This window comes from Tropicimonas sp. IMCC34011 (assembly GCF_003390865.1).
Taxonomy (GTDB): Bacteria; Pseudomonadota; Alphaproteobacteria; order Rhodobacterales; family Rhodobacteraceae; genus Tropicimonas_B.
In genome coordinates this window covers 1,037,566-1,056,311 of record NZ_QMEJ01000001.1, presented here as the reverse complement: position 1 = coordinate 1,056,311, position 18,746 = coordinate 1,037,566, and the positions used below count along the sequence as shown (strand labels likewise).

The window sequence follows — 18,746 nt, the reverse complement described above, 5'->3', positions numbered from 1 at the left end:
GGGCAGGGGGCGGGACCGGCCAAGCGTAGACGCCCGTCGCCCGCCGCGCCAGCGCCTCAGATGCGGGCCGGCTCTTCCTTGGCGATCGCGTCGAAGCGCATCAGGGTGGCCACGAGCTCCGCCATCCGGTCCAGCGGGATCATGTTGGGGCCGTCGGAGGGCGCGGTGTCCGGGTCGGGATGGGTCTCGATGAAGACCGCCGCGATGCCGAGCGAGACCGCTGCCCGCGCGAGGACAGGCGCGAATTCGCGCTGCCCGCCGGAGGCACCACCGAGGCCGCCGGGCTGCTGCACGGCGTGGGTCGCGTCCATCACCACCGGCCAGCCGGTTTTCGCCATGGTCGGCAGGCCGCGCATGTCCGTCACCAGTGCGTTGTACCCGAAAGAGACGCCGCGCTCGGTGAGGAGGATCCGCTCGTTGCCGGTGGAGGCAATCTTCGCGGCGACGTTCTCCATGTCCCAGGGCGCGAGGAACTGACCCTTCTTGACGTTGATCGCGGCGCCGGTCTGCCCGGCCGCCAGAAGCAGATCGGTCTGGCGGCACAGGAAGGCGGGGATCTGGAGGATGTCCACCGCATCGGCGGCGGCGGCGCACTGATCGGGCGCGTGGATGTCCGTGAGGACGGGGCAGCCGATCCGCTCGCGCACCGCGGCAAGCTGGGCGAGGCCGTCCTCGAGACCGGGCCCGCGGCGGCCTGAGAGCGAGGTGCGGTTGGCCTTGTCGTAGGACGCCTTGAAGACGAAGGACGCGCCTGCCGCGGCGCAGGCCTCCGCCATCGTCTCGGCGATGGCCAAGGCGTGGTCCAGCCCTTCGAGCTGACAGGGGCCAGCGATGATGGTGAGCGGAAGATCGTTGCCGCAGCTTATGCCGGCGCCGAGATCGACGGATTTTTGTGGGGTCATGCCGTTACCTGTTCGCGCAGCACCGAGGCGGTGAGCGAGACGAGAAGATAGATGCCGGAGAAGATGAAGAAGGCGAGGAGCGTATTCTCGAAGCCTCTGGGATAGGTCGCCTCGTCGGGGGCCACCGGGGCCACGCCCATCGCCATGTAGCGGACCTGGCGGTTGGCCTCGATGCGGGCGCCCTCCATCTGCTGCGCGGCCTGCTGGAGCAGAAGCTGCCGGGTCGCGAGATCCGCCTCCGCAATGCGCAGCTCGCCTGTGATCCGCGCGAGGGACGCGCCGCCCGAGGCGCCTTGCGTCATCGAGGAGCGCAGCCGTGCGATCAGCTCCTCGAGCCGCGCGATCTCCCCGCGGACGGCGGCGACGCGCGCCTCGTTGGGGCTGGACGTCGAGAGGAACTGGTCGAGCTGCAGCTTCTTCTGGTTCAGCTCCAGCTCGAATTGCGTGATCTGCGACATGAGCGAGCTGCTTTCGGAGACCGGATCGAGCACGCCGAGGCGTTCCTGTAGGTCCAAGACGCGGTTCTGCGCCTCCTGCACCCGTTCCTCGGCTTCCTCGAAACTCTCCCTCGCGCCGGCCATCTGGTCGTCCCTGAGGCGGGAGGTCAGCTGGTCCACCTGTTCCTCGGCATAGCCGATCAGCGCTTCGGAGAAGGATTGAGAGGCCTCCGGCGTGGCCGCGATCACCTCCATCTTGAGGATGCCCTCGGACGGGTCGAACCCGACTTTCACGTTCTTCTGGTAGATCCCGTACGCGTCTTCCATCGAGGCGCCCGGCTCCAGCCGCTGGAGCGGGTCGATCCAGTCCTGGCTGAAATGGGCGCGGAAGCCGAGATCCCGGTCCAGCCGCAGCATCGCGTCCCGCGACTGGAGGTAGGATTGCACCGTGGTCGAATCCTGCTGAACGGCGAGGCCGGTGCCCTGGAACAGCCCGCCGAGGCCCATGGCGCCCTGCGCTTCGGCCTGCTGGATCACGAATTCGGACTTGGTGGCGTAGAGCGGCGTCGCCATGACGTTGTAGTACCAGCCGGCGAGGATGGTCGGCAGCAGCACGAAGAAGGCGAGCCGCACCATGAGAAGGAGCGACTTGCGGCGACGGCGGCGGCCGATATCGCGCTGGATCTTCCAGATCTCGGCGGCGCTCTCCTCGGGCAGGCGGAGCGGATTCGATGACGGCTCGACCACGGCCGGCGGGCCATGCTGCGGGACCGTCGCCGGCAGGCCGCCGCTAGCCGCCTCAAGCGACGTGCCTTGCGACGTCGCGGGCGTTTTCGCCTCCGGCACGACCAGTTCGAGCATGTTGGCGCGCTGGAACGGGTCGATCCCCCTGGCGCGAAGGAGCCGGACGGCATCGAAATCGGAGGTCGGCGCAAGGCCGTGCTTGTGGGCGACACGTCGCGCCATGCGCAGCTGCCGACCCGTCAGCCCCTCGCGGCGGATCGAGGCGATGTCCACCTCGCTGGCCATCTCGGCCGCGTCCGTGATCTCGCCGGAGAATGCGCTGCGGCTGCCGGAGCGGGGCCCAGAACTGGCAGGCGCCGCGCCGTCCGTCCCGGTCCGCAACTCCTCGACCGCCTGCGCGCGGGGCTGCGCCGCCGCCTCGGCCATGGCGTCCGACGGCTGGACGGCGGCCTTGGCCGCGGTCACTGCCTCGGCCGGCTGCGCCGCCGACACCCGTTCGGCCTCGGCCACGGACGCGCGCTGAGCCGCCGGGACAACGCCTTCGGCCAGCGCCTCTCCGCGCCTCAGGCGGTATTTCCTAGCCCTGGCCTTGGTAGTCATAGAGTGCCTTGGCCTCTTCGAGGGTGTCGAACATGTGCAGCTTGCCGTTGCGGAGGACGGCGGCGGAGCGGGCGAATTTCTCCAGCGTCTCTGGCTGGTGCGATACGATCACCACCGTCGTGCTCTTCAGCCGTTCGCGCAGGATGGATCCCGCCTTGCGGTTGAACTCCACGTCGGTGGTATGCGGCATCCCCTCGTCGATCAGGTAGATGTCAAAGTCCAGCGCCAGCATGAGCGAGAAGCAGAACCGTGACCTCATTCCCGCGCTGTAGGTGCCCATCGGCTGGTCGTAATACTCCTCCAACCCGCAGAGCCAGCGGCTGAAGGCTTCGACGTAATCCGGGTCAAGCCGGTACAGACGGGCGATGTAGCGGGCGTTCTCCCGGCCGGTATGCTTGGTGACGACACCGCCCATGAAGCCGAGCGGGAAGGAGATGCGGCTGGTGCGGGTGATCTGCCCCTCGTCCGGCTTCTCCAGCCCCGCCATCATGTTGATCAGCGTGGTCTTACCGGTGCCGTTGGGAGCAAGGATGCCGATCGAGTGGCCCAGTTCGACGCGCAGGTTCGCCCGGTCGAGGATCACCTTGCGGCGCTGGCCCGTCCAGAACGATTTGCTGACATTGGTGAACTCGATCATGGGGCGTCCGCCGCGGCCGTGTGGGGCCACCATGCATCATGGGGCGCTTCCAGTCTGTAAAGGATCACGGGCCTTTTCGGCGGCATTATGTCGTCAAAGTGAGGTAATCTGACCGAAGATCGCCGGATTCTGGCGACACCGCGGCGGGCCCGCCGTCCCTTGCCGGGGCTCGGGGCCGGGCCTAGCTCATGGCGGCGATGAACGATCCACGCCCTCTTCCGGAGCGCCTCGGCGCCTGCACGATCTGCGCCGATCGCTTCGCCGCGACGGCCTCCGCGCATCGTCCCAATCCCGTCGTGTGGTTCCGCAACGAGGCACGTCTGCTCATTGCGTCGCAGGCGCCGGGGATGCGCGTTCACAAGGCCAACAAGCCGTTCTGGGATCGCTCCGGGGACCGTCTCCGCGATTGGCTGGGGCTGGACGAGGCCACGTTCTATGACCGCAAACGCGTCGCCATCATTCCGATGGGCTTTTGCTTTCCAGGCTACGACGCGAAAGGCGGGGACCTGCCGCCGCCGAAGGTCTGCGCCGAGACGTGGCGGCAGGACGCGCTCGATTATGCCGGGCCGTTCCGCCTGACCGTACTGATCGGGGGCTACGCGCAGAAATGGCACCTCGGTCCGCTGGCCGCCGGCGGGGTGACGAAGACGGTCGCGAAATGGGAGGAGCTTGCGCCGCGCGGGATCTTCCCCTTGCCGCACCCGTCCTGGCGCAATACCGCGTGGCTGAAACGCAATCCGTGGTTCGAGGCGGACGTTTTGCCCGAGCTCCGGGCGCAGGTTGGAAAGGCGATCTCATGAGCGCGACGGCAATCGATGCGGCCCATGCGGCCATGGAGAGCGCGCCGCAGGACGATGCCGCACGGCTCCGTTTCTACGAGCGGCTGGCGGATGCGGAACTGTTCCTCCTCCTCGAGAAGGAGGCAGACGGGGACGCGATCGAGCCTCGCGTCTTTCCGCTGGAGGACGGGCCGGTCGTCCTCGCCTTTGATCGGGAGGAACGGCTGGCCGCATTTGCCGGGCCGTCGCCCTATGCCGGGATGTCGGGGCGCTCGCTGTCCGAGCTTCTCGCGGGGCAGGGGCTGGGCCTTGGGCTGAACCTCGAGGTCGCGCCGTCCTCCACCCTCCTGCCGGCCTCTGCTGTGAGCTGGCTTTCCGAAACCCTGGCTCACCGCCCCTCCGAAGCGGCGGCCCGGCCGGACGAGATCTCGGCGCCCACCGGCCTGCCGGAGGCGCTGCTGACCGCGCTGGACGCCAAGCTGGCGACCGCCGCCGGCCTCGCCCCCATGGCCTACCTCGCGGCCGTCACCTACGAGGGCGGGGCGAGGGGGCACCTTCTGGCGTTCGTGGGCGTCGTGCCGGGGGCGGAGCCGTCGCTCGCCCGCGCGACCGGCGAGGCGCTGACCTTCTCGGGGATCGAGGCGGGCGCGCTCGACGTCGCCTTCTTCCGCGCGTCCGATCCAGTGGCGGCCAGGCTGGCCCGGGTCGGCCTGCGCTTCGACCTGCCGAAAGCCGAAACACCGGTGCGCGCGGCCCCCGGAAGCGACCCAGACGCGCCGCCGCGCCTGCGCTAGGGGCGCCCGTCCGTCCTCCCTCGCTTGACATGGGGGACGGCGCGGGGTGTATCGGCGCGGACATTTTCATGCCACCGCCCCGAAAGGCTCGCCCCCATGCATCCTTACCGCTCGATGACCTGCGCCGATCTCCGCAAGGAGCATGTCGGACAGACCGTCCGTCTCGCCGGGTGGGTCCATCGCATCCGGGATCACGGCGGCGTCCTCTTCATCGACCTGCGCGACCATTACGGCACGACGCAGGTCCTCGCGGATTCCGACAGCCCGGTCTTCAAGGACATCGAGAAGCTGCGCTCCGAATGGTGCATCCGGATCGACGGCGAGGTGAAGGCGCGGGACGAGAGCCTCGTGAACTCCAAGCTGCCGACCGGCGAGATCGAGGTCTATGCCCGGGACATGGAAGTTCTCGGCGCCTCGGAGGAGCTGCCACTCATCGTCTTCGGCGATCAGGAATACCCCGAGGAAACGCGCCTGCGCTATCGCTACCTCGACCTGCGCCGCGCGGTGATGCAGAAGAACATGACGCTCCGGTCGGACGTGGTCTCCTCGATCCGCAGGCGGATGTGGGACCAGTCGTTCCGCGAGTACCAGACGCCGATCATCACGGCCTCCTCGCCCGAGGGCGCGCGGGACTTTCTCGTCCCCTCCCGCCTGCATCCGGGCAAGTTCTACGCGCTTCCGCAGGCCCCGCAGCAGTTCAAGCAGCTGATCATGGTGTCCGGCTTCGACAAGTACTTCCAGATCGCGCCCTGCTTCCGCGACGAGGACCCGCGCGCCGACCGCTCGCCCACCGATTTCTACCAGCTGGACATGGAGATGTCCTTCGTCACGCAGGAGGACGTCTTCGCGGCGATCCAGCCGGTCGTTCAGGGCGTGTTCGAGGAGTTCGGCGAGGGGGCCAAGGTCGACGATGTCTGGCCGCAGATCTCCTATGCCGACGCGGCCCTCTGGTACGGCACCGACAAGCCCGACCTGCGCAACCCGATCAAGATGGAGCGCGTGTCCGAGCACTTCGCGGGCTCGGGCTTCGCGATCTTCGCCAAGATCCTCGAGCAGGACGGCACCGAGATCCGCGCCATCCCCGCGCCCGGCGGCGGCTCCCGCAAGTTCTGCGACCGGATGAACGCGTTTGCGCAGAAGGAGGGCCTGCCGGGGATGGGGTACATCTTCTGGCGCGACGGCGAGAACGGCCTCGAGGCGGCCGGCCCGCTGGCGAAGAACATCGGCCCCGAGCGGACCGAGGCCATCCGTCAGCAGCTCGGTCTCGGTAAGGGCGATGCCGCGTTCTTCCTCGGCGGTCGTCCGGAGGAGTTCGAGCGTGTGGCCGGAAAGGCGCGTACCACCATCGGCGACGAGCTGGGCCTGACCGATCAGAATCGCTTCGCGTTCGCCTGGATCGTCGACTTCCCGATGTACGAGAAGGACGAGGAGACGGGTCGCGTCGATTTCTCCCACAACCCCTTCTCCATGCCGCAGGGCGGGATGGAGGCGCTGGAGGGCGATCCGCTGAAGGTGCTCGGGTACCAGTACGACCTCGCCTGCAACGGCTACGAGCTGATCTCGGGTGCGATCCGGAACCACCGTCCGGAGATCATGTTCAAGGCGTTCGAGCTTGCCGGCTACGGCGAGGACGAGGTGCGCAAGCGCTTCGGCGGCATGGTCAACGCGTTCCGCTTCGGCGCCCCGCCCCACGGTGGCTGCGCGGCCGGCATCGACCGGATCGTCATGTTGCTGGCGGGCGAGGAGAATATCCGCGAGGTCATCATGTTCCCGATGAACCAGCGCGCCGAGGACCTGATGATGGGCGCGCCGTCCGAGCCGGCGGGCGAGCAGCTCCGCGAATTGTCCCTGCGGGTTCTGCCGCGGGAGTGAGGCGACCGGCGATATGGCGTCCTGCGGGAGATCCCGGGGGCCGCCGCATCGCTTGCATCTCGCCGGATCTTGACGCTTTGCGCTAACCCTCCGGGCGGACCTTCGGCGCCAGTCCGCGGCCTGAAGTGCAGCGCGCCACGGCCGCGAGGACCGAAGCGGCGCGGTATCACTCGATCGTGCGCGGCGCCGGGGCGGTGCGGCTGGATCGGGCAGGCCGGATCGGCGAGACTCCGTCCGATCCAACCTGCCCGAGGCGTACCCATCCCGTGACGTTCCAGCCAGAGATCGCCGCGATCCGCTTCGGCACAGGTCTCGGCCCGACGCACCGTCCGCCGACCTCTCCCGAAGCGCTCCTGCGTCCGCTCGCCGGGCCGGACGACATGGCCGCGCTGCATCCGATCCCGCGCTCCGGCCATATCGAGGCCGAAGTTCACGCGATCCGCACGCTCGTGCGCCAGAAACGGGACGAGCCGGATCGCGAGGAGGAGCTGGACCGTGCGATGCGCGCACGGCGGGACGCCCTGCGCGATCTTCACGCCGGGATGGCCGCCGCGACCTTTGCCCGCGCCATGGACACTGCCGACCCGTTCCGCGAGCGGCTGGTGCAGTTCTGGCAGGACCATTTCACCGTTCTCGGGATGGGTGGCCTCGGGGACTACGCGGTCGCGCCCTACATCGAATCGGCCATCAGGCCCCATCTTCAGGGACGGTTCGCGGACATGCTGCGCGCCGTCATCCAGCATCCCGTCATGCTCCTCTACCTCGATCAGAACCGCTCGGTCGGCCCGAATTCGGTCAAAGCGAGGCGCGGCAACCAGATGAACGGGATGAACGAGAACCTCGCGCGCGAGCTTCTGGAGCTGCATACGCTGGGCGTCGGCGCGGGCTACGATCAGGGGGACGTGCGCCAGCTCGCCGAACTCCTCGCCGGGCTCGGCGGCAACCTCGAGAACGGCTTCCGGTTCTTCGTGGATTACGGCGAGCCGGGGCCCGAAACGGTGGTCGGCCGATCTTACGGGCGTCGCGATCCGAAGCTGGAGGACATCCACGCCGTTCTCGAAGACCTGTCTGTTCATCCCGAGACGGCCCGGCACATGGCGCGCAAGCTCGCGGTCCACTTCGTTTCTGATGTGCCGGACCCGGCGCTCGTCGATCACATGGCTGCGCGCTGGGCGGATACGGGCGGCGAGCTGATGACCGTTTACGAGGCGCTTCTGGAGCATCCGTCGGCGCAGGAGGGCCCCCTTCAGAAGGCGAAGCTGCCCTTCGGGCTCATGACCTCGGCCTTCCGCGCACTCGGACTGGACGGCGCCCGCCTGACGGCGCTCGATGCGCCCCGGGTGCGCCGCCTCCTCTTTCGGCCGCTCGCCGCGATGGGGCAGCCGTGGCAACGCCCGCTCGGTCCCGATGGCTGGCCGGAGGCGGCGGAGCGCTGGATCACCCCGCAAGGCCTTGCGGCGCGGATCACCTGGGCGATGGATCTGACGCGGAAGCTCGAGATCGAGCTGCCGGACCCGCGGGACTTCCTGACCCATGCCCTTGGGACAATCGCGTCCGAGGAGACGATCTTCGCGGCCCATGCCGCGGAGACGGTGGAGGACGGGGTCGCGCTCGTCATCTGCTCCCCCGATTTCCAGAGGAGATGAGGACATGATCGACAGACGCTCCCTTCTCCTGCGAGGTGCGGCGCTCGGCTGCTCCGCGGCAGCGAGCCCCCTCATTTCCCCCGTCGCCCTCGCGAGCGCGCCGTGGGATGCCCGCCTCGTCGTCGTCATCCTGCGCGGCGCGATGGACGGGCTCGACGCCATCCGGCCCGTCGGCGATCCGCATTATGCCGAGTTGCGTCCCGGCCTTCTCGCCGCCGTTCCGGGTGTTCCCATTTCCGATTTCTGGGCGCTCCATCCCGCGCTTTCCCGCCTCGTGCCGCTCTGGGAGAAGGGCGAGCTGGCCTTCGCCCATGCCGTCTCCACGCCCTATCGCGACAAGCGCAGCCATTTCGACGGGCAGGACCTCCTAGAAGCCGGGACGGGCTTCGTTCCGGGCGCCCCGCGCGCGCGGGACGGCTGGCTCAACCGTATGCTGCAGGTCGTGCCGGGGATGGAGGCGGAAACCGCCTTTGCCGTCGGGCGGGACGACATGCTCCTGCTGACGGGGGACGCCCAGGTGGCGAACTGGGCCCCCGAGCAGCGGCTGACCCTGACGCCGCAGGCAGAGCGCCTCCTCAATCGTCTCTATGCGAGCGATCCCCTTTTCGGCAGTTCCGTGCGGGAGGCGATCGCGCTGACGGAGAGTCTCGCGGCCTCCGAGGGGACCGACCTCGATGCCGAGGAGATGGAGGAGATGTCCGGGATGACGTCGATGAGTGCCGGCAACCATGCCGATCTCGCCCGGTTCACCGCGGATCGTCTGCGCAGGGACACCCGCGTCGCGGCCTTCTCGCTGACGGGATGGGACACGCACAACAAGCAGATCGGCGGCATCGACAAGGCGCTCACGCAGCTTAGCGACGTGATCGAGGTTCTGCAGGTCGGCCTTGGCGAGATCTGGGGCAAGACGGCGGTCCTCGCGATGACCGAGTTCGGCCGCACCGCGCGGGAGAACGGGTCGGGCGGCACGGATCACGGAACCGGCGGCGCGATGCTCATGGCCGGAGGGGCGGTCCGGGGCGGGACGGCCTTCGGAGCGTGGCCGGGGCTGTCCGAAGGGGACCTCTACGATCGTCGGGACCTGATGCCGACAGGTGATGTCCGCGCCTTCGCCGCAAGCGCGATGGAGGGCCTCTTCGGGCTCGATCGGACCGTGCTTGAAAGCGCGGTCTTTCCCGGCCTCGACATGGCCGGGACGGACAGGGTCATCCTCTGACGCGCAGATCCCTTCGCCTCAGAGGGCCAGCCGCTCCCGTGCCAGGGCGCCGATCCGCGCGGCAAAGACCTCCTGACAGCTCCCTTCGAGGTCGATCGCCGTGGCGCTGATATGGGGGTCGTCCGCAGCGCGGCCGAGGGAGGCGAGGAACTGCGTCAGGTACTCGAGTCGTGCCCCTTCGGTCTCCCCCGATCGAGCGACCTCCTGGGCGTGCAGCAGGTCCTCCTGAAGGCTCGTGAGATCCGGCTTGACGATCTCGCTCGATACGGCTCGGACCGACATGTCGGGCGAGGAGATCGGCAGGTAGCGCAGGATCGTCTGCTGAAAGGCCGCGAGGCCGAAGATCGGCTTGGGCATGAAGGCATCCGCTCCGGCCTCCAGCGCGCTGGCTTCGGCCAGGTCATCCCCGCTGGTGGCGATGATCGCCGGAATGCGCGGTTCGGCCCTCGACAGCTCCCGCACCAGATCGAGGCCGGAGCCATCCGGCAGGCCGATATCGATGATCATCGCGCTCGGCCGATAGACCGCGAGATGGCGGCGCGCCGAGGCCACGCAATCCGCGCGCCGAAGCCGGGCGCCGCTCTTGAGGCAGAGACAGCGCAGGACCTCGCTGGCAAGTCGGCTGTCCTCCACCGTCATGATCGTCAGTCCGGCAAGCGGTCGGTCCGCGGTTCGCTTCGGTGCGGTGTTGATGATCTCGAAGTCGTTCATGGTGTCCCCCGTTCCTGGGTTGGTTGCTGTTTCTGGCTTGCAACCCGATTGAGCGGTGAAATCCCCTAATACGGAGTAAAGGCCGCCGGAGAATCTGTCGCGGGGGGTGCCCCTTGCGATGAGGCTCTGGCGCTTTCATAGCAGGGGGCAGCCTAGACGCCTCGGAGACCGCCCATGATCGGCCGCCTCAACCACGTCGCCATCGCCGTGCCGGATCTCGCCGCCGCGACGGAGCAGTATCGCGGCGCGCTCGGCGCGGATGCGGGCGCGCCGCTGACCTTGCCGGACCACGGTGTACGGGTCGTCTTCGTCACGCTGCCCAACACCAAGATCGAGCTCATGGAGCCCCTTGGCGAGGAGAGCCCGATCGCACGCTTCCTGGAGGCCTCGCCTTCGGGTGGCCTCCACCATATCTGCTACGAGGTCGCGGATATCGGAGCCGCGCGGGATCGTCTCGTGGCGACAGGCGCGCGCGTTCTCGGAGACGGCACGCCGAAGGCCGGCGCCCACGGAAAGCCAGTGCTCTTCCTTCACCCGAAGGATTTCAGCGGCACGCTCATCGAACTGGAGGAAGTCTGAATGTCCATCGCATCTGTCTTCGTGGTGCTCGCGGTCCTGTGGTTCCTCGTCCTGTTCCTGGTGCTACCGGTGCGGTTGAAGACCCAAGGGGACGTCGGGGCGCTGGTGCCCGGAACGCACAAGTCCGCCCCCGAGGATTTCCGCGTGGGACGCACCGCGCTCATCGTCACGGCCATCACCATTCCGCTCTGGCTGCTGTCGGTGTTTTTCATCGTGACGGACTACGTCACGCTCGACGATTTCGATCTCTATAAGCGGTTCGGTCCGAACGGCGCGCCGCTTGCCCCTCCCAGCGATGAAACAGGTGGGTGAAGGTCGCGGCCCCCAGGATCGGAATGAAGAGGTTCACAACCGGGATCGACAGGGGGGCTGCCATCAACGCTCCGGCGCCCCAGATCTTCAGCCGGTGACGATGCCGCGCCGCCCGCGCGCCTGAGCGCCCGAGCCGGCGCATGGCGACCATGGAGAAGTACTCCCGTCCCAGCAGGAAGCCGTTCACCGCCCAGAAGAGGAAGGGCGCAAGCGGCCCGACGAAGAAGTAGAGCGTCAGTGCTACCGCGTTCACCGCGACGATGAGGACGAGGAACTGGGCGCTGTCCACCAGCGCCTCTCCCCAGGGCAGCCCGTCGGCGGGAGGCAGGCCGGGATAATGCTCCGCCTCGACGGCCTCCGCCACGTCCTCGAGGAACAGCCCGGTAAAGGCCGAGGCGACCGGCACCATCAGGAAGACGGACAGGACCAGCATGAGAAGCAACGAGGCGACCGATGCTGCGTCGTCCACCCAGGAGATCTCGCCGAAATAGGGAAGCGAGATCGCTTCGGGGACGAGCCAGCCCACGAGCCAGAAGGTCAGCCCGTAAAGCCCGGCGAGAAGAAGGAGCGTCAGGCCGAGGCCGAGGAGGAGAACCCGCAGGAAGCGGGGATCCACCATCTGCGCCAGGGCCTTGCCGAAGTCGGCGAGGATCATGGCAGGAACGTCACGATATCGGAAAGGTCAGGACGGGGGCGCTCCGGCGGCGCGGCGGTCTCGGTGCCGATATGAATGAAGGCGGCGACGTACTCTTCTTCGCCGAGGGAGAGGCCCTCGCGGCCGAACTCAGCGTCATGGGCGGGCCAGCCGGTGAGCCAGTTCGCCCCCCATCCGGAGGCGAGCGCGGCCGACAGAAGGCCGTAGCAGGCCGCCCCGACGGACAGGGTCTGCTCGATCTGGGGCACCTTGGCGCTTTCTTTCGGCGATCCGATCACCGCGACGGCGCAGCCGCTGTCCGCGAACTGGGAGACGCCCTTGCCGAGATCGCGTTCGGGCAGATCGAGGGCCGTTCCGCGGGTCCCCGCCAGCGCCGCCAACCGCTCCAGCGCGCCCTTGCCGAGCACGACGAACCGCCACGGCACGAGGGCGCCGTGATCGGGGGTGCGTGCGGCGGCGGTGAGCAGGGTCTCCAGCGTCGCCTGATCGGGGTAGGGCGCCTCCAGCGTCTTGGCGGGGCGGGACCGGCGCGTCAGGAGGAAGTCCATCGCGGCGGGGCTTGGGTCGGGCATGGGAGCGCTCCTCTTCGGTCGGGGCGCAGGTGTCCGTCAAAGCCGCCCGCCGCGCAAGGGGCGGCTCAGAAAAGCGCCTCGGCCATCTCGGCGATCTGCCCCTCGACGAAGCGGTCGAAGGCCGGGCCGGGTTGCCGGGCGGCGAAGGTCTGCGCCAGGGGATCGGGCGCGTGGACGTCAGTGCCGGAGAGCCGCTCCAGGACTGCATGACCGCAGAAGGGGACGTAGACCTCCGAGTACCCACCCTCGTGGACCAGCGTCAGCCGCCCGCCGCAGAGGTCCCGCGCCGCCTCCATCACCATTCCGGTCATCTCCGAGAAGGTCCCGGCCGTCGCCATCATCCGCCCGAGGGGGTCGATCAGCGCGGCATCGTACCCGCAGGCGACCACGATGGCATCGGGCTCGAAGCGGCGAAGGGCCGGAAGGACGATCCGTTCCATCGCATGAAGATACCCGACATGCCCGGTCCCGGCGGGGAGCGGCACGTTGATGTTCGCGCCGAGGCCCTCCCCCTCACCGCGCATCTCGAAGCTGCCCGTGTCGACGGGATAGTTCCGCTCCTGATGCAGGGAGATCGAGAGGACGTCCGCCCGGTCGTAATAGATCGCCTCGGTTCCGTTGCCGTGATGCACGTCCCAGTCGATCACCGCGACCCGGCCCGCGAGGCCCTCGGCCTGCGCCGCCTCGACAGCGATGGCGATGTTGGCGAGAAGGCAGAACCCGTTGGGCCAGTCCGGCAGGCAGTGATGCCCCGGCGGGCGGGACAGGGCATAGGCGTTTTCCAGTTCCCCCCGCAGCACGGACAGGACCGCATCCCGCGCAAGCCCGGCGGAAAGAGCGGCGATCTCGTAGCCTCCCGGCCCGAAGGGCGCCCGCAATCCCAGCTCGCCGCCGCCCTGACCCGACAGCTCGCGGAACCGCGACAGGTAGGAGTCGGGATGGACCCGGCGCAGCTCCTCCTCCGTCGCGGGCTCGGCGGTCCGCACGTCGAGCTGCCGCGCAAGGCCCGTCACCTCGACGAGGTTCTTCAGGCGCCGTTTCGTCTCCGGATTCTCGGGCAGACCGCCGGGAAGGGGCTGGACATAGCCGCCCACCGGCAGGTTCATCGCGTAATTGCCGCCGCCGTGCCAGAAACAGCGTTCGTCGGTGAAGAATCCGGTCGCCATGCGCGCCTCCTCATGAGAGGGCCGAACCTAGGCGGATCGCGGGAGAGGGGAAAGATGAAGAAGGGCGCGCTGTCACATCTCGCCGAAACCGGCACGGAGCTGAGCGTCCGCGTCACACCGGGCGCCTCGGCCGAGAGCGTCGCCGAGACGGATGCGGGGCTCGCGATCCGCGTCACCGCTCCGCCAGCGGACGGGCAGGCGAACAAGGCCGTTCAGAAGCTTCTCGCCCGCGCCCTGGGGCTCCCGAAGTCGCGCCTGACCCTCGAGCGAGGCCACTCCGCGCGGGACAAGACGTTTCGGATCGAGCCCTGAGGCCCGCTAGTCTTTCAGCGCAATCCTCCGAGGGACGCCGAAGGGGCAGGGCATACCCTCTACCGGCCCGTGCGCCTCACGCCTTGCGGATGGGGGTCACCCGGTTCACATGGCCCATCTTGCGCCCCGGGCGGGCTTCCGCCTTGCCATAAAGGTGAAGCGCGGCGCCCGTCTCCGCCGCCATTGCGGGCAGGCGGCCCACGTCGTCCCCGATCAGGTTCTCCATCACCACGTCCGAATGGCGGGACCCGTCGCCGAGCGGCCAACCCGCTATGGCCCGGATGTGCTGTTCGAACTGGTCCACCGCGCAGCCGTTCTGCGTCCAGTGTCCCGAATTGTGGACCCGCGGCGCGATCTCGTTCACGACGAGGCCGTCCGCGGTGACGAAGAGCTCCACCCCGAGGACACCGACATAATCGAGCGCGTTCAGGATCCGGCCCGCCAGGATCACGGCATCGGTATTCAGGCGGGACGCGATGGGGGCCGGTACCGTTGTCTCGTGCAGGATGCCATTGCGGTGAACGTTCATCCCCGGATCGAAACAGCTCACCTGTCCATCCGCCCCGCGGGCGGCGATCACGCTGATCTCGCAGGCGAACTTCACGAAGCCTTCGAGGATGGCGGGCACGCCGGCGAGCTCTTCAAGCGCGGGTTCCGCCGCCTCCGGCCGGTCGATCCGCGCCTGCCCCTTGCCGTCATAGCCGAGGCGCCGGGTCTTGAGGATCGCGGGCGAGCCGATCTCTGCGATGGCCTCCCGCAGGGACCTGGCGTCCTGCACCGGCGCATGGGGCGCGACGGCGAGGCCAAGCCCCTCCAGGAACTGCTTTTCGGTCAGCCGGTCGGAGCTGACTTCGAGCGCCTTGCGACCCGGATAAATCGGTGTCTCTGCGCCGATGAGGTCCAGTGCTTCGGCCGGGATGTTCTCGAACTCGTAGGTGATGACGTCGCAGCCCGCGGCAAAATCGCGAAGAGCCGAGACATCGTCCCAGCCGGCCTTCACATGCGTGTTGGCGACATGGGAGGCGGGCGGATTGCCGGCGGGATCGTAGATGCAGGTGCGGTACCCGAGCCGGGCGGCCGCGATGGAGAGCATGCGGCCAAGCTGCCCGCCGCCCAGAATGCCGATCACGGCGCCTTGCGGCAGCATCTCAGTCATCGCTCGGAACCTCCGGGATCGAGGCGGACAGATCGGCGCGCCAGCGATCCAGCCGCTCGGCCAGCGCGGCATCCGAATTGGCAAGGATGGCGGCGGCCATGAGCCCGGCATTGGCGGCGCCCGCCGCGCCGATGGCCATGGTCGCGACGGGATAGCCGCGCGGCATCTGCACGATCGAGTAAAGCGAATCGACGCCCGAAAGCGCCTTCGTCTGGATCGGAACGCCGATCACGGGCACCCGCGTCTTGGATGCGACCATTCCCGGAAGATGCGCCGCTCCGCCCGCGCCCGCGACGATCGCCTTGAGGCCACGCCCCGCGGCACTCTTGCCGAAGTCCCAGAGGCGGTCCGGTGTGCGATGGGCGGAGACGATGCGCACCTCGAACGGAACGTCCAGCTCCTCCAGGATCAGAGCCGCCTCCTTCATCGTCGGCCAGTCGGACTGGCTGCCCATGATGATCGCCACGACTGGATCGGCCATGTTCGCTCCAAAAAAGGAAAGGATCGTGTCGCGGCCCGATCTACATCGCGGGCGGGTCAGGGGGCAATTGCGGCCAGGCGCAAATCGTCACCCCGGCGGCGAGTCCCGCCGGCGATGTGGCATTCAGGCGATAATGTCGGGGGTGATCTGGTCTTCGAGATGCGCGATGCGGTCCTTGAGGGACAGCTTCTGCTTCTTGAGACGGCGGATCGCGAGGGTGTCCAGCCGCAGTCCGCCTTCCAGCGCCGCGATGGCCTCGTCGAGTTCCCGATGCTCCCGCTGCAGGACGTCCAGCCGCACGCGCTTGACCTCGATCGGGTCCATTTCGTTGAAAGCGTTCATGGCGGCGATTCCCGGCGGGGCGAATTGTGGTGAATGAGCCGTATCATAGGCCGGAACCATGGATCCGCATAGCCTTTTGAGGCGCCCGCCCCAACATCTTGCAGGCAAGCGGACCGGGGCCCATATGTGTGTCACGGTCGCCGAAACGGGGCCGATGACGGCATGGTCGCTTGAGCAAGGACGTGCAGACATGACGAAACCGACACTCGGCTCATACCCGTTCCTTCTCGGGTTCGAGCAGCTGGAACGCCTCGTCGAGCGGACGGCGAAGTCCGGCAACGAGGGCTATCCGCCCTACAATATCGAGCAATCCGGAGAGCGCAGCTATCGCATCACGCTCGCCGTGGCCGGGTTCTCCGAGGAGGATATCGCGATCACCGTGGAGGACAGGCAGCTCCTGATCCACGGTCGGCAAACGGACGACACCGAGGGCCGCATCTTCCTCCATCGCGGCATCGCCGCACGTCAATTCCATCGCAGCTTCGTGCTCGCGGATGGAATGGAGGTGTCCGGCGCAACGCTCGAACACGGGTTGTTGCATGTCGATCTGGAACGGGTTCCGCCCGAAAGTGTTGTTAAAACAATCCGCATAGGCGGCAAAGCGGCCTCGAAAGGGGAGAAGACAAGATGAACGAGCAGTTCGATTTCGAAGCACATCGCGACGACGGCCCCCAGCCGATCGTCTATGTCCGCCCCGTAGCGGTCGCCGAGCTACCGCAGGACATCCAGAATGAGGTCGGCGATATCGCCACTCTCTATGCCGTGCACAGCGAGGAGGGCGAGCGACTGGCCCTCGTGAAGGACAAGTCCCTTGCCTTCATCCTTGCCCGGCAGAACGACCTCGCGCCGGTCGGCGTTCACTAGGCGGTCAGGCCGTAGCTTTGACGGAAAAGGGGCGCAGCGATGCGCCCTTTTTCGTGCGCGGCATCTCGTGACGTGGAGAGGGCGGGACCTTGGTCCCGCCCTTCCTGAGTGTCCGCGTGTCGCAGCGATCAGCCTGCGACGAGGCCCATGCCTTCGAGCTTGAGAAGGACCTGATGGGCACAATGGTCCACGTCGGACCCTTCGGTGTCCAGCCGCAGCTCCGGCGTCTCGGGGACGTCGTACGGGTCGGAAATCCCGGTGAATTCCTTGATCTTGCCTTCACGGGCGAGCTTGTAGAGACCCTTCCGGTCCCGCCGCTCGCATTCCTCGAGCGACGTCGCGACATGGACCTCGACGAAGGCGCCGTGCTCCTCGATCTCCTCGCGCACGGCACGGCGGGTGGCCGCATAGGGCGCGATCGGCGCGCAGATGGCGATGCCGCCGTTCTTGGTGATCTCGGAGGCGACGAAGCCGATCCGGCGGATGTTGAGATCCCGGTGCTCCTTCGAGAAGCCGAGCTCCGACGAGAGGTTCTTGCGAACGACGTCCCCATCGAGCAGCGTCACCGGACGCCCGCCCATCTCCATCAGCTTCACCATCAGCGCGTTCGCGACGGTGGATTTGCCGGAGCCGGAGAAGCCGGTGAAGAACACAGTGAAGCCCTGCGCGGCCCGCGGCGGACGGGTCCGCCGGAGTTCCCGCACCACTTCGGGGAAGGAGAACCATTCGGGGATCTCCAGCCCCTCGGCGAGACGGCGGCGCAGTTCGGTGCCGGAGATGTTGAGGACGGTCAGGCCGTCCTCGATCTCGTCCGCCGGTTCATACTGGGCGCGCTCCTGCACATAGACCATGTGCTTGAAATCGACCATTTCGATGCCGATCTCGTCCGCGTATTTGCGGAACAGCTCCTGAGCATCGTAGGGGCCGTAGAAATCTTCACCGGCGCTGTTCTTGCCCGGCCCGGCATGGTCCCGGCCGACGATGAAATGCGTGCAGCCGTGGTTCCGGCGGATCAGCCCGTGCCAGACGGCCTCCCGCGGCCCGGCCATGCGCATCGCGAGGTTCAGCAGGGACATGGTCGTCGTCGCGGCGGGGTACTTGTCCAGCACCGCCTCATAGCAGCGGACGCGGGTGAAATGGTCGACGTCGCCCGGCTTCGTCATGCCGACGACGGGGTGGATCAGGAGGTTCGCCTGCGCTTCCTTGGCGGCGCGGAAGGTCAGTTCCTGGTGCGCGCGGTGCAGCGGGTTGCGCGTCTGGAACGCCACGACGCGGCGCCAGCCCATCTTGCGGAAGAAGGCGCGCAGCTCGTTCGGCGTATCCCGGCGGGCCTTGAAGTCGTAATGCACGGGCGGCTGGATCCCGGTGATCGGACCGCCGAGATAGACGGAGCCTGCCTTGTTGTGCAGGTAGTTCACCGCCGGATGAGCCGAATCGTCCGCGCCGAAGACCTTCTCGGCCTCGCGCGCCTTGTCGGGCACCCACTTGTCGGTAACGGTCATGGTCGCGAGGATGACGCCTTCGGCGTCGCGGAGCGCGATGTCCTGCCCCTCTTCAATGGTCGCCGCGAATTTCTCGGTGACGTCGAGGGTGATCGGCATCGGCCAGAGCGCGCCGTCCTTCAGCCGCATGTCCTCGACGACGCTGTCGTAATCCTCTTGGCCGAGGAACCCCTTGAGCGGGTTGAACCCGCCGTTCATCAGCAGTTCCAGATCGCAGGTCTGGCGCGGAGACAGGTCCCAGGACGGCAGATCGCCGGCCTCGACCTTCAGCTTCTGTGCGCTTTCGTACGAAACGTAGAGTTCCGGAATGGGGGCGAGGTTCTGCAACTGCATCTTGGCCACTTCATCACTGGTGCACCGGCAGGACAGTCCCGCCGTGCGTTGGTCGGCGGCTTAGTCGCCAAATACGGTATATTTCAAGTTAACGAAGGGCGATTCGGCGGAAAAACGGCGCAGATGATGCAGGT

General features: G+C 67.7%; 21 protein-coding genes. 10 read left to right on the top strand and 11 right to left on the bottom strand.

Annotated elements, in window-relative coordinates:
* Window positions 1–56 precede the first annotated feature (56 nt).
* The 3 genes from kdsA to DQG15_RS05075 are packed head-to-tail and all read right to left on the bottom strand — an operon-like array spanning window position 57 to window position 3,320.
* Window positions 57–902 carry a 3-deoxy-8-phosphooctulonate synthase gene (gene kdsA, locus DQG15_RS05085; RefSeq protein ID WP_116083255.1) on the bottom strand — a complete coding sequence of 282 codons (846 nt, stop codon included), beginning with the start codon at window positions 900–902 and terminating at the stop codon, window positions 57–59.
* Entirely contained in the window at window positions 899–2,683 is a 1,785-nt protein-coding gene (locus tag DQG15_RS05080) for a capsule biosynthesis protein (protein WP_116083254.1), read from the bottom strand. The genes kdsA and DQG15_RS05080 overlap by 4 nt, the downstream gene beginning before the upstream one ends.
* Entirely contained in the window at window positions 2,661–3,320 is a 660-nt protein-coding gene (locus tag DQG15_RS05075) for an ABC transporter ATP-binding protein (RefSeq protein ID WP_116083252.1), read from the bottom strand. Before DQG15_RS05075 ends, DQG15_RS05080 begins: the two co-directional genes overlap by 23 nt.
* Window positions 3,321–3,517: 197 nt before the next feature.
* Between DQG15_RS05075 and DQG15_RS05070 the strand changes: the two genes are divergently transcribed.
* The 5 genes from DQG15_RS05070 to DQG15_RS05050 all read left to right on the top strand — a co-directional run bounded on the left by DQG15_RS05070 (window position 3,518) and on the right by DQG15_RS05050 (window position 9,627).
* Window positions 3,518–4,120 carry a uracil-DNA glycosylase family protein gene (locus tag DQG15_RS05070; RefSeq protein ID WP_116083756.1) on the top strand — a complete coding sequence of 201 codons (603 nt, stop codon included), beginning with the start codon at window positions 3,518–3,520 and terminating at the stop codon, window positions 4,118–4,120.
* The gene (locus DQG15_RS05065; RefSeq protein WP_116083250.1) at window positions 4,117–4,893 is read left to right on the top strand and encodes an SseB family protein; all 777 of its coding nucleotides are present in this window, start codon (window positions 4,117–4,119) and stop codon (window positions 4,891–4,893) included. The genes DQG15_RS05070 and DQG15_RS05065 overlap by 4 nt, the downstream gene beginning before the upstream one ends.
* Window positions 4,894–4,989: 96 nt before the next feature.
* On the top strand, window positions 4,990–6,765 hold the full coding sequence (gene aspS / locus DQG15_RS05060) for an aspartate--tRNA ligase (protein WP_116083249.1): 1,776 nt from the start codon (window positions 4,990–4,992) through the stop codon (window positions 6,763–6,765).
* Between the two features lie 266 nt (window positions 6,766–7,031).
* Complete coding sequence (locus DQG15_RS05055; protein WP_116083755.1) at window positions 7,032–8,411, top strand: DUF1800 family protein; 1,380 nt, start codon at window positions 7,032–7,034, stop codon at window positions 8,409–8,411.
* A gap of 4 nt (window positions 8,412–8,415) precedes the next feature.
* Window positions 8,416–9,627: a DUF1501 domain-containing protein gene (locus DQG15_RS05050; protein ID WP_116083247.1), complete on the top strand. Its 1,212-nt coding sequence runs from the start codon at window positions 8,416–8,418 to the stop codon at window positions 9,625–9,627.
* An 18-nt stretch (window positions 9,628–9,645) separates the two neighbouring features.
* Here the strand turns inward: DQG15_RS05050 and DQG15_RS05045 are convergent, their stop codons facing one another.
* On the bottom strand, window positions 9,646–10,338 hold the full coding sequence (locus DQG15_RS05045) for a response regulator (RefSeq protein ID WP_116083245.1): 693 nt from the start codon (window positions 10,336–10,338) through the stop codon (window positions 9,646–9,648).
* Window positions 10,339–10,512: 174 nt separating this feature from the next.
* Between DQG15_RS05045 and mce the strand changes: the two genes are divergently transcribed.
* Window positions 10,513–10,917 carry a methylmalonyl-CoA epimerase gene (gene mce, locus DQG15_RS05040; RefSeq protein WP_116083244.1) on the top strand — a complete coding sequence of 135 codons (405 nt, stop codon included), beginning with the start codon at window positions 10,513–10,515 and terminating at the stop codon, window positions 10,915–10,917.
* Window positions 10,918–11,229 (top strand): DUF1467 family protein, encoded by a 312-nt coding sequence (locus DQG15_RS05035; protein WP_116083242.1) that lies wholly within the window; start codon window positions 10,918–10,920, stop codon window positions 11,227–11,229.
* On the opposite strand, the gene DQG15_RS05030 is transcribed toward DQG15_RS05035, so the two are convergent.
* From DQG15_RS05030 to DQG15_RS05020, 3 genes are all read right to left on the bottom strand, one after another.
* Window positions 11,144–11,884, bottom strand: coding sequence for an EI24 domain-containing protein (locus tag DQG15_RS05030; protein WP_116083240.1), 741 nt, complete (start codon window positions 11,882–11,884; stop codon window positions 11,144–11,146). The two genes, DQG15_RS05035 and DQG15_RS05030, sit on opposite strands and share 86 nt — an antisense overlap.
* Window positions 11,881–12,456 carry a nitroreductase gene (locus DQG15_RS05025; protein ID WP_116083238.1) on the bottom strand — a complete coding sequence of 192 codons (576 nt, stop codon included), beginning with the start codon at window positions 12,454–12,456 and terminating at the stop codon, window positions 11,881–11,883. The genes DQG15_RS05030 and DQG15_RS05025 overlap by 4 nt, the downstream gene beginning before the upstream one ends.
* 65 nt (window positions 12,457–12,521) lie before the next feature.
* On the bottom strand, window positions 12,522–13,622 hold the full coding sequence (locus DQG15_RS05020; protein ID WP_116083237.1) for a class II histone deacetylase: 1,101 nt from the start codon (window positions 13,620–13,622) through the stop codon (window positions 12,522–12,524).
* A gap of 54 nt (window positions 13,623–13,676) precedes the next feature.
* Between DQG15_RS05020 and DQG15_RS05015 the strand changes: the two genes are divergently transcribed.
* Window positions 13,677–13,934 carry a DUF167 domain-containing protein gene (locus DQG15_RS05015; protein ID WP_116083235.1) on the top strand — a complete coding sequence of 86 codons (258 nt, stop codon included), beginning with the start codon at window positions 13,677–13,679 and terminating at the stop codon, window positions 13,932–13,934.
* A 76-nt stretch (window positions 13,935–14,010) separates the two neighbouring features.
* Here DQG15_RS05015 and DQG15_RS05010 read toward each other — a convergent pair whose 3' ends face one another.
* From DQG15_RS05010 to DQG15_RS05000, 3 genes are all read right to left on the bottom strand, one after another.
* Window positions 14,011–15,090 (bottom strand): 5-(carboxyamino)imidazole ribonucleotide synthase, encoded by a 1,080-nt coding sequence (locus tag DQG15_RS05010; protein WP_116083234.1) that lies wholly within the window; start codon window positions 15,088–15,090, stop codon window positions 14,011–14,013.
* Entirely contained in the window at window positions 15,083–15,571 is a 489-nt protein-coding gene (purE, locus tag DQG15_RS05005; RefSeq protein ID WP_116083232.1) for a 5-(carboxyamino)imidazole ribonucleotide mutase, read from the bottom strand. The genes DQG15_RS05010 and purE overlap by 8 nt, the downstream gene beginning before the upstream one ends.
* 123 nt (window positions 15,572–15,694) lie before the next feature.
* The gene (locus DQG15_RS05000) at window positions 15,695–15,913 is read right to left on the bottom strand and encodes a YdcH family protein (protein WP_116083230.1); all 219 of its coding nucleotides are present in this window, start codon (window positions 15,911–15,913) and stop codon (window positions 15,695–15,697) included.
* Window positions 15,914–16,103: 190 nt separating this feature from the next.
* On the opposite strand from DQG15_RS05000, the gene DQG15_RS04995 reads away from it, so the two are divergent.
* Window positions 16,104–16,544, top strand: coding sequence for an Hsp20 family protein (locus DQG15_RS04995; RefSeq protein WP_116083229.1), 441 nt, complete (start codon window positions 16,104–16,106; stop codon window positions 16,542–16,544).
* A complete protein-coding gene (locus DQG15_RS04990; protein ID WP_116083227.1) occupies window positions 16,541–16,777 on the top strand; it encodes a DUF1150 family protein in 237 nt (78 codons plus the stop codon). Before DQG15_RS04995 ends, DQG15_RS04990 begins: the two co-directional genes overlap by 4 nt.
* Window positions 16,778–16,905: 128 nt before the next feature.
* Here the strand turns inward: DQG15_RS04990 and DQG15_RS04985 are convergent, their stop codons facing one another.
* Window positions 16,906–18,612, bottom strand: a complete 1,707-nt coding sequence (locus DQG15_RS04985) for a bifunctional sulfate adenylyltransferase/adenylylsulfate kinase (RefSeq protein ID WP_116083225.1) — start codon at window positions 18,610–18,612, stop codon at window positions 16,906–16,908.
* Window positions 18,613–18,746 lie beyond the last annotated feature (134 nt).

Bases quoted from the DNA above. Each gene is read 5' to 3' on its own strand.
- DQG15_RS05065 (WP_116083250.1), top strand. From the start codon at position 4,117: ATGAGCGCGACGGCAATCGATGCGGCCCATGCGGCCATGGAGAGCGCG.
- DQG15_RS05070 (WP_116083756.1), top strand. From the start codon at position 3,518: ATGAACGATCCACGCCCTCTTCCGGAGCGCCTCGGCGCCTGCACGATC.
- DQG15_RS05015 (WP_116083235.1), top strand. From the start codon at position 13,677: ATGAAGAAGGGCGCGCTGTCACATCTCGCCGAAACCGGCACGGAGCTG.
- DQG15_RS05020 (WP_116083237.1), bottom strand. From the start codon at position 13,622: ATGGCGACCGGATTCTTCACCGACGAACGCTGTTTCTGGCACGGCGGC.
- aspS (WP_116083249.1), top strand. From the start codon at position 4,990: ATGCATCCTTACCGCTCGATGACCTGCGCCGATCTCCGCAAGGAGCAT.
- DQG15_RS05025 (WP_116083238.1), bottom strand. From the start codon at position 12,456: ATGCCCGACCCAAGCCCCGCCGCGATGGACTTCCTCCTGACGCGCCGG.
- purE (WP_116083232.1), bottom strand. From the start codon at position 15,571: ATGGCCGATCCAGTCGTGGCGATCATCATGGGCAGCCAGTCCGACTGG.
- DQG15_RS05030 (WP_116083240.1), bottom strand. From the start codon at position 11,884: ATGATCCTCGCCGACTTCGGCAAGGCCCTGGCGCAGATGGTGGATCCC.
- DQG15_RS04995 (WP_116083229.1), top strand. From the start codon at position 16,104: ATGACGAAACCGACACTCGGCTCATACCCGTTCCTTCTCGGGTTCGAG.
- kdsA (WP_116083255.1), bottom strand. From the start codon at position 902: ATGACCCCACAAAAATCCGTCGATCTCGGCGCCGGCATAAGCTGCGGC.
- DQG15_RS05080 (WP_116083254.1), bottom strand. From the start codon at position 2,683: ATGACTACCAAGGCCAGGGCTAGGAAATACCGCCTGAGGCGCGGAGAG.
- mce (WP_116083244.1), top strand. From the start codon at position 10,513: ATGATCGGCCGCCTCAACCACGTCGCCATCGCCGTGCCGGATCTCGCC.
- DQG15_RS05000 (WP_116083230.1), bottom strand. From the start codon at position 15,913: ATGAACGCTTTCAACGAAATGGACCCGATCGAGGTCAAGCGCGTGCGG.
- DQG15_RS04985 (WP_116083225.1), bottom strand. From the start codon at position 18,612: ATGCAGTTGCAGAACCTCGCCCCCATTCCGGAACTCTACGTTTCGTAC.
- DQG15_RS04990 (WP_116083227.1), top strand. From the start codon at position 16,541: ATGAACGAGCAGTTCGATTTCGAAGCACATCGCGACGACGGCCCCCAG.
- DQG15_RS05050 (WP_116083247.1), top strand. From the start codon at position 8,416: ATGATCGACAGACGCTCCCTTCTCCTGCGAGGTGCGGCGCTCGGCTGC.
- DQG15_RS05075 (WP_116083252.1), bottom strand. From the start codon at position 3,320: ATGATCGAGTTCACCAATGTCAGCAAATCGTTCTGGACGGGCCAGCGC.
- DQG15_RS05045 (WP_116083245.1), bottom strand. From the start codon at position 10,338: ATGAACGACTTCGAGATCATCAACACCGCACCGAAGCGAACCGCGGAC.
- DQG15_RS05035 (WP_116083242.1), top strand. From the start codon at position 10,918: ATGTCCATCGCATCTGTCTTCGTGGTGCTCGCGGTCCTGTGGTTCCTC.
- DQG15_RS05010 (WP_116083234.1), bottom strand. From the start codon at position 15,090: ATGACTGAGATGCTGCCGCAAGGCGCCGTGATCGGCATTCTGGGCGGC.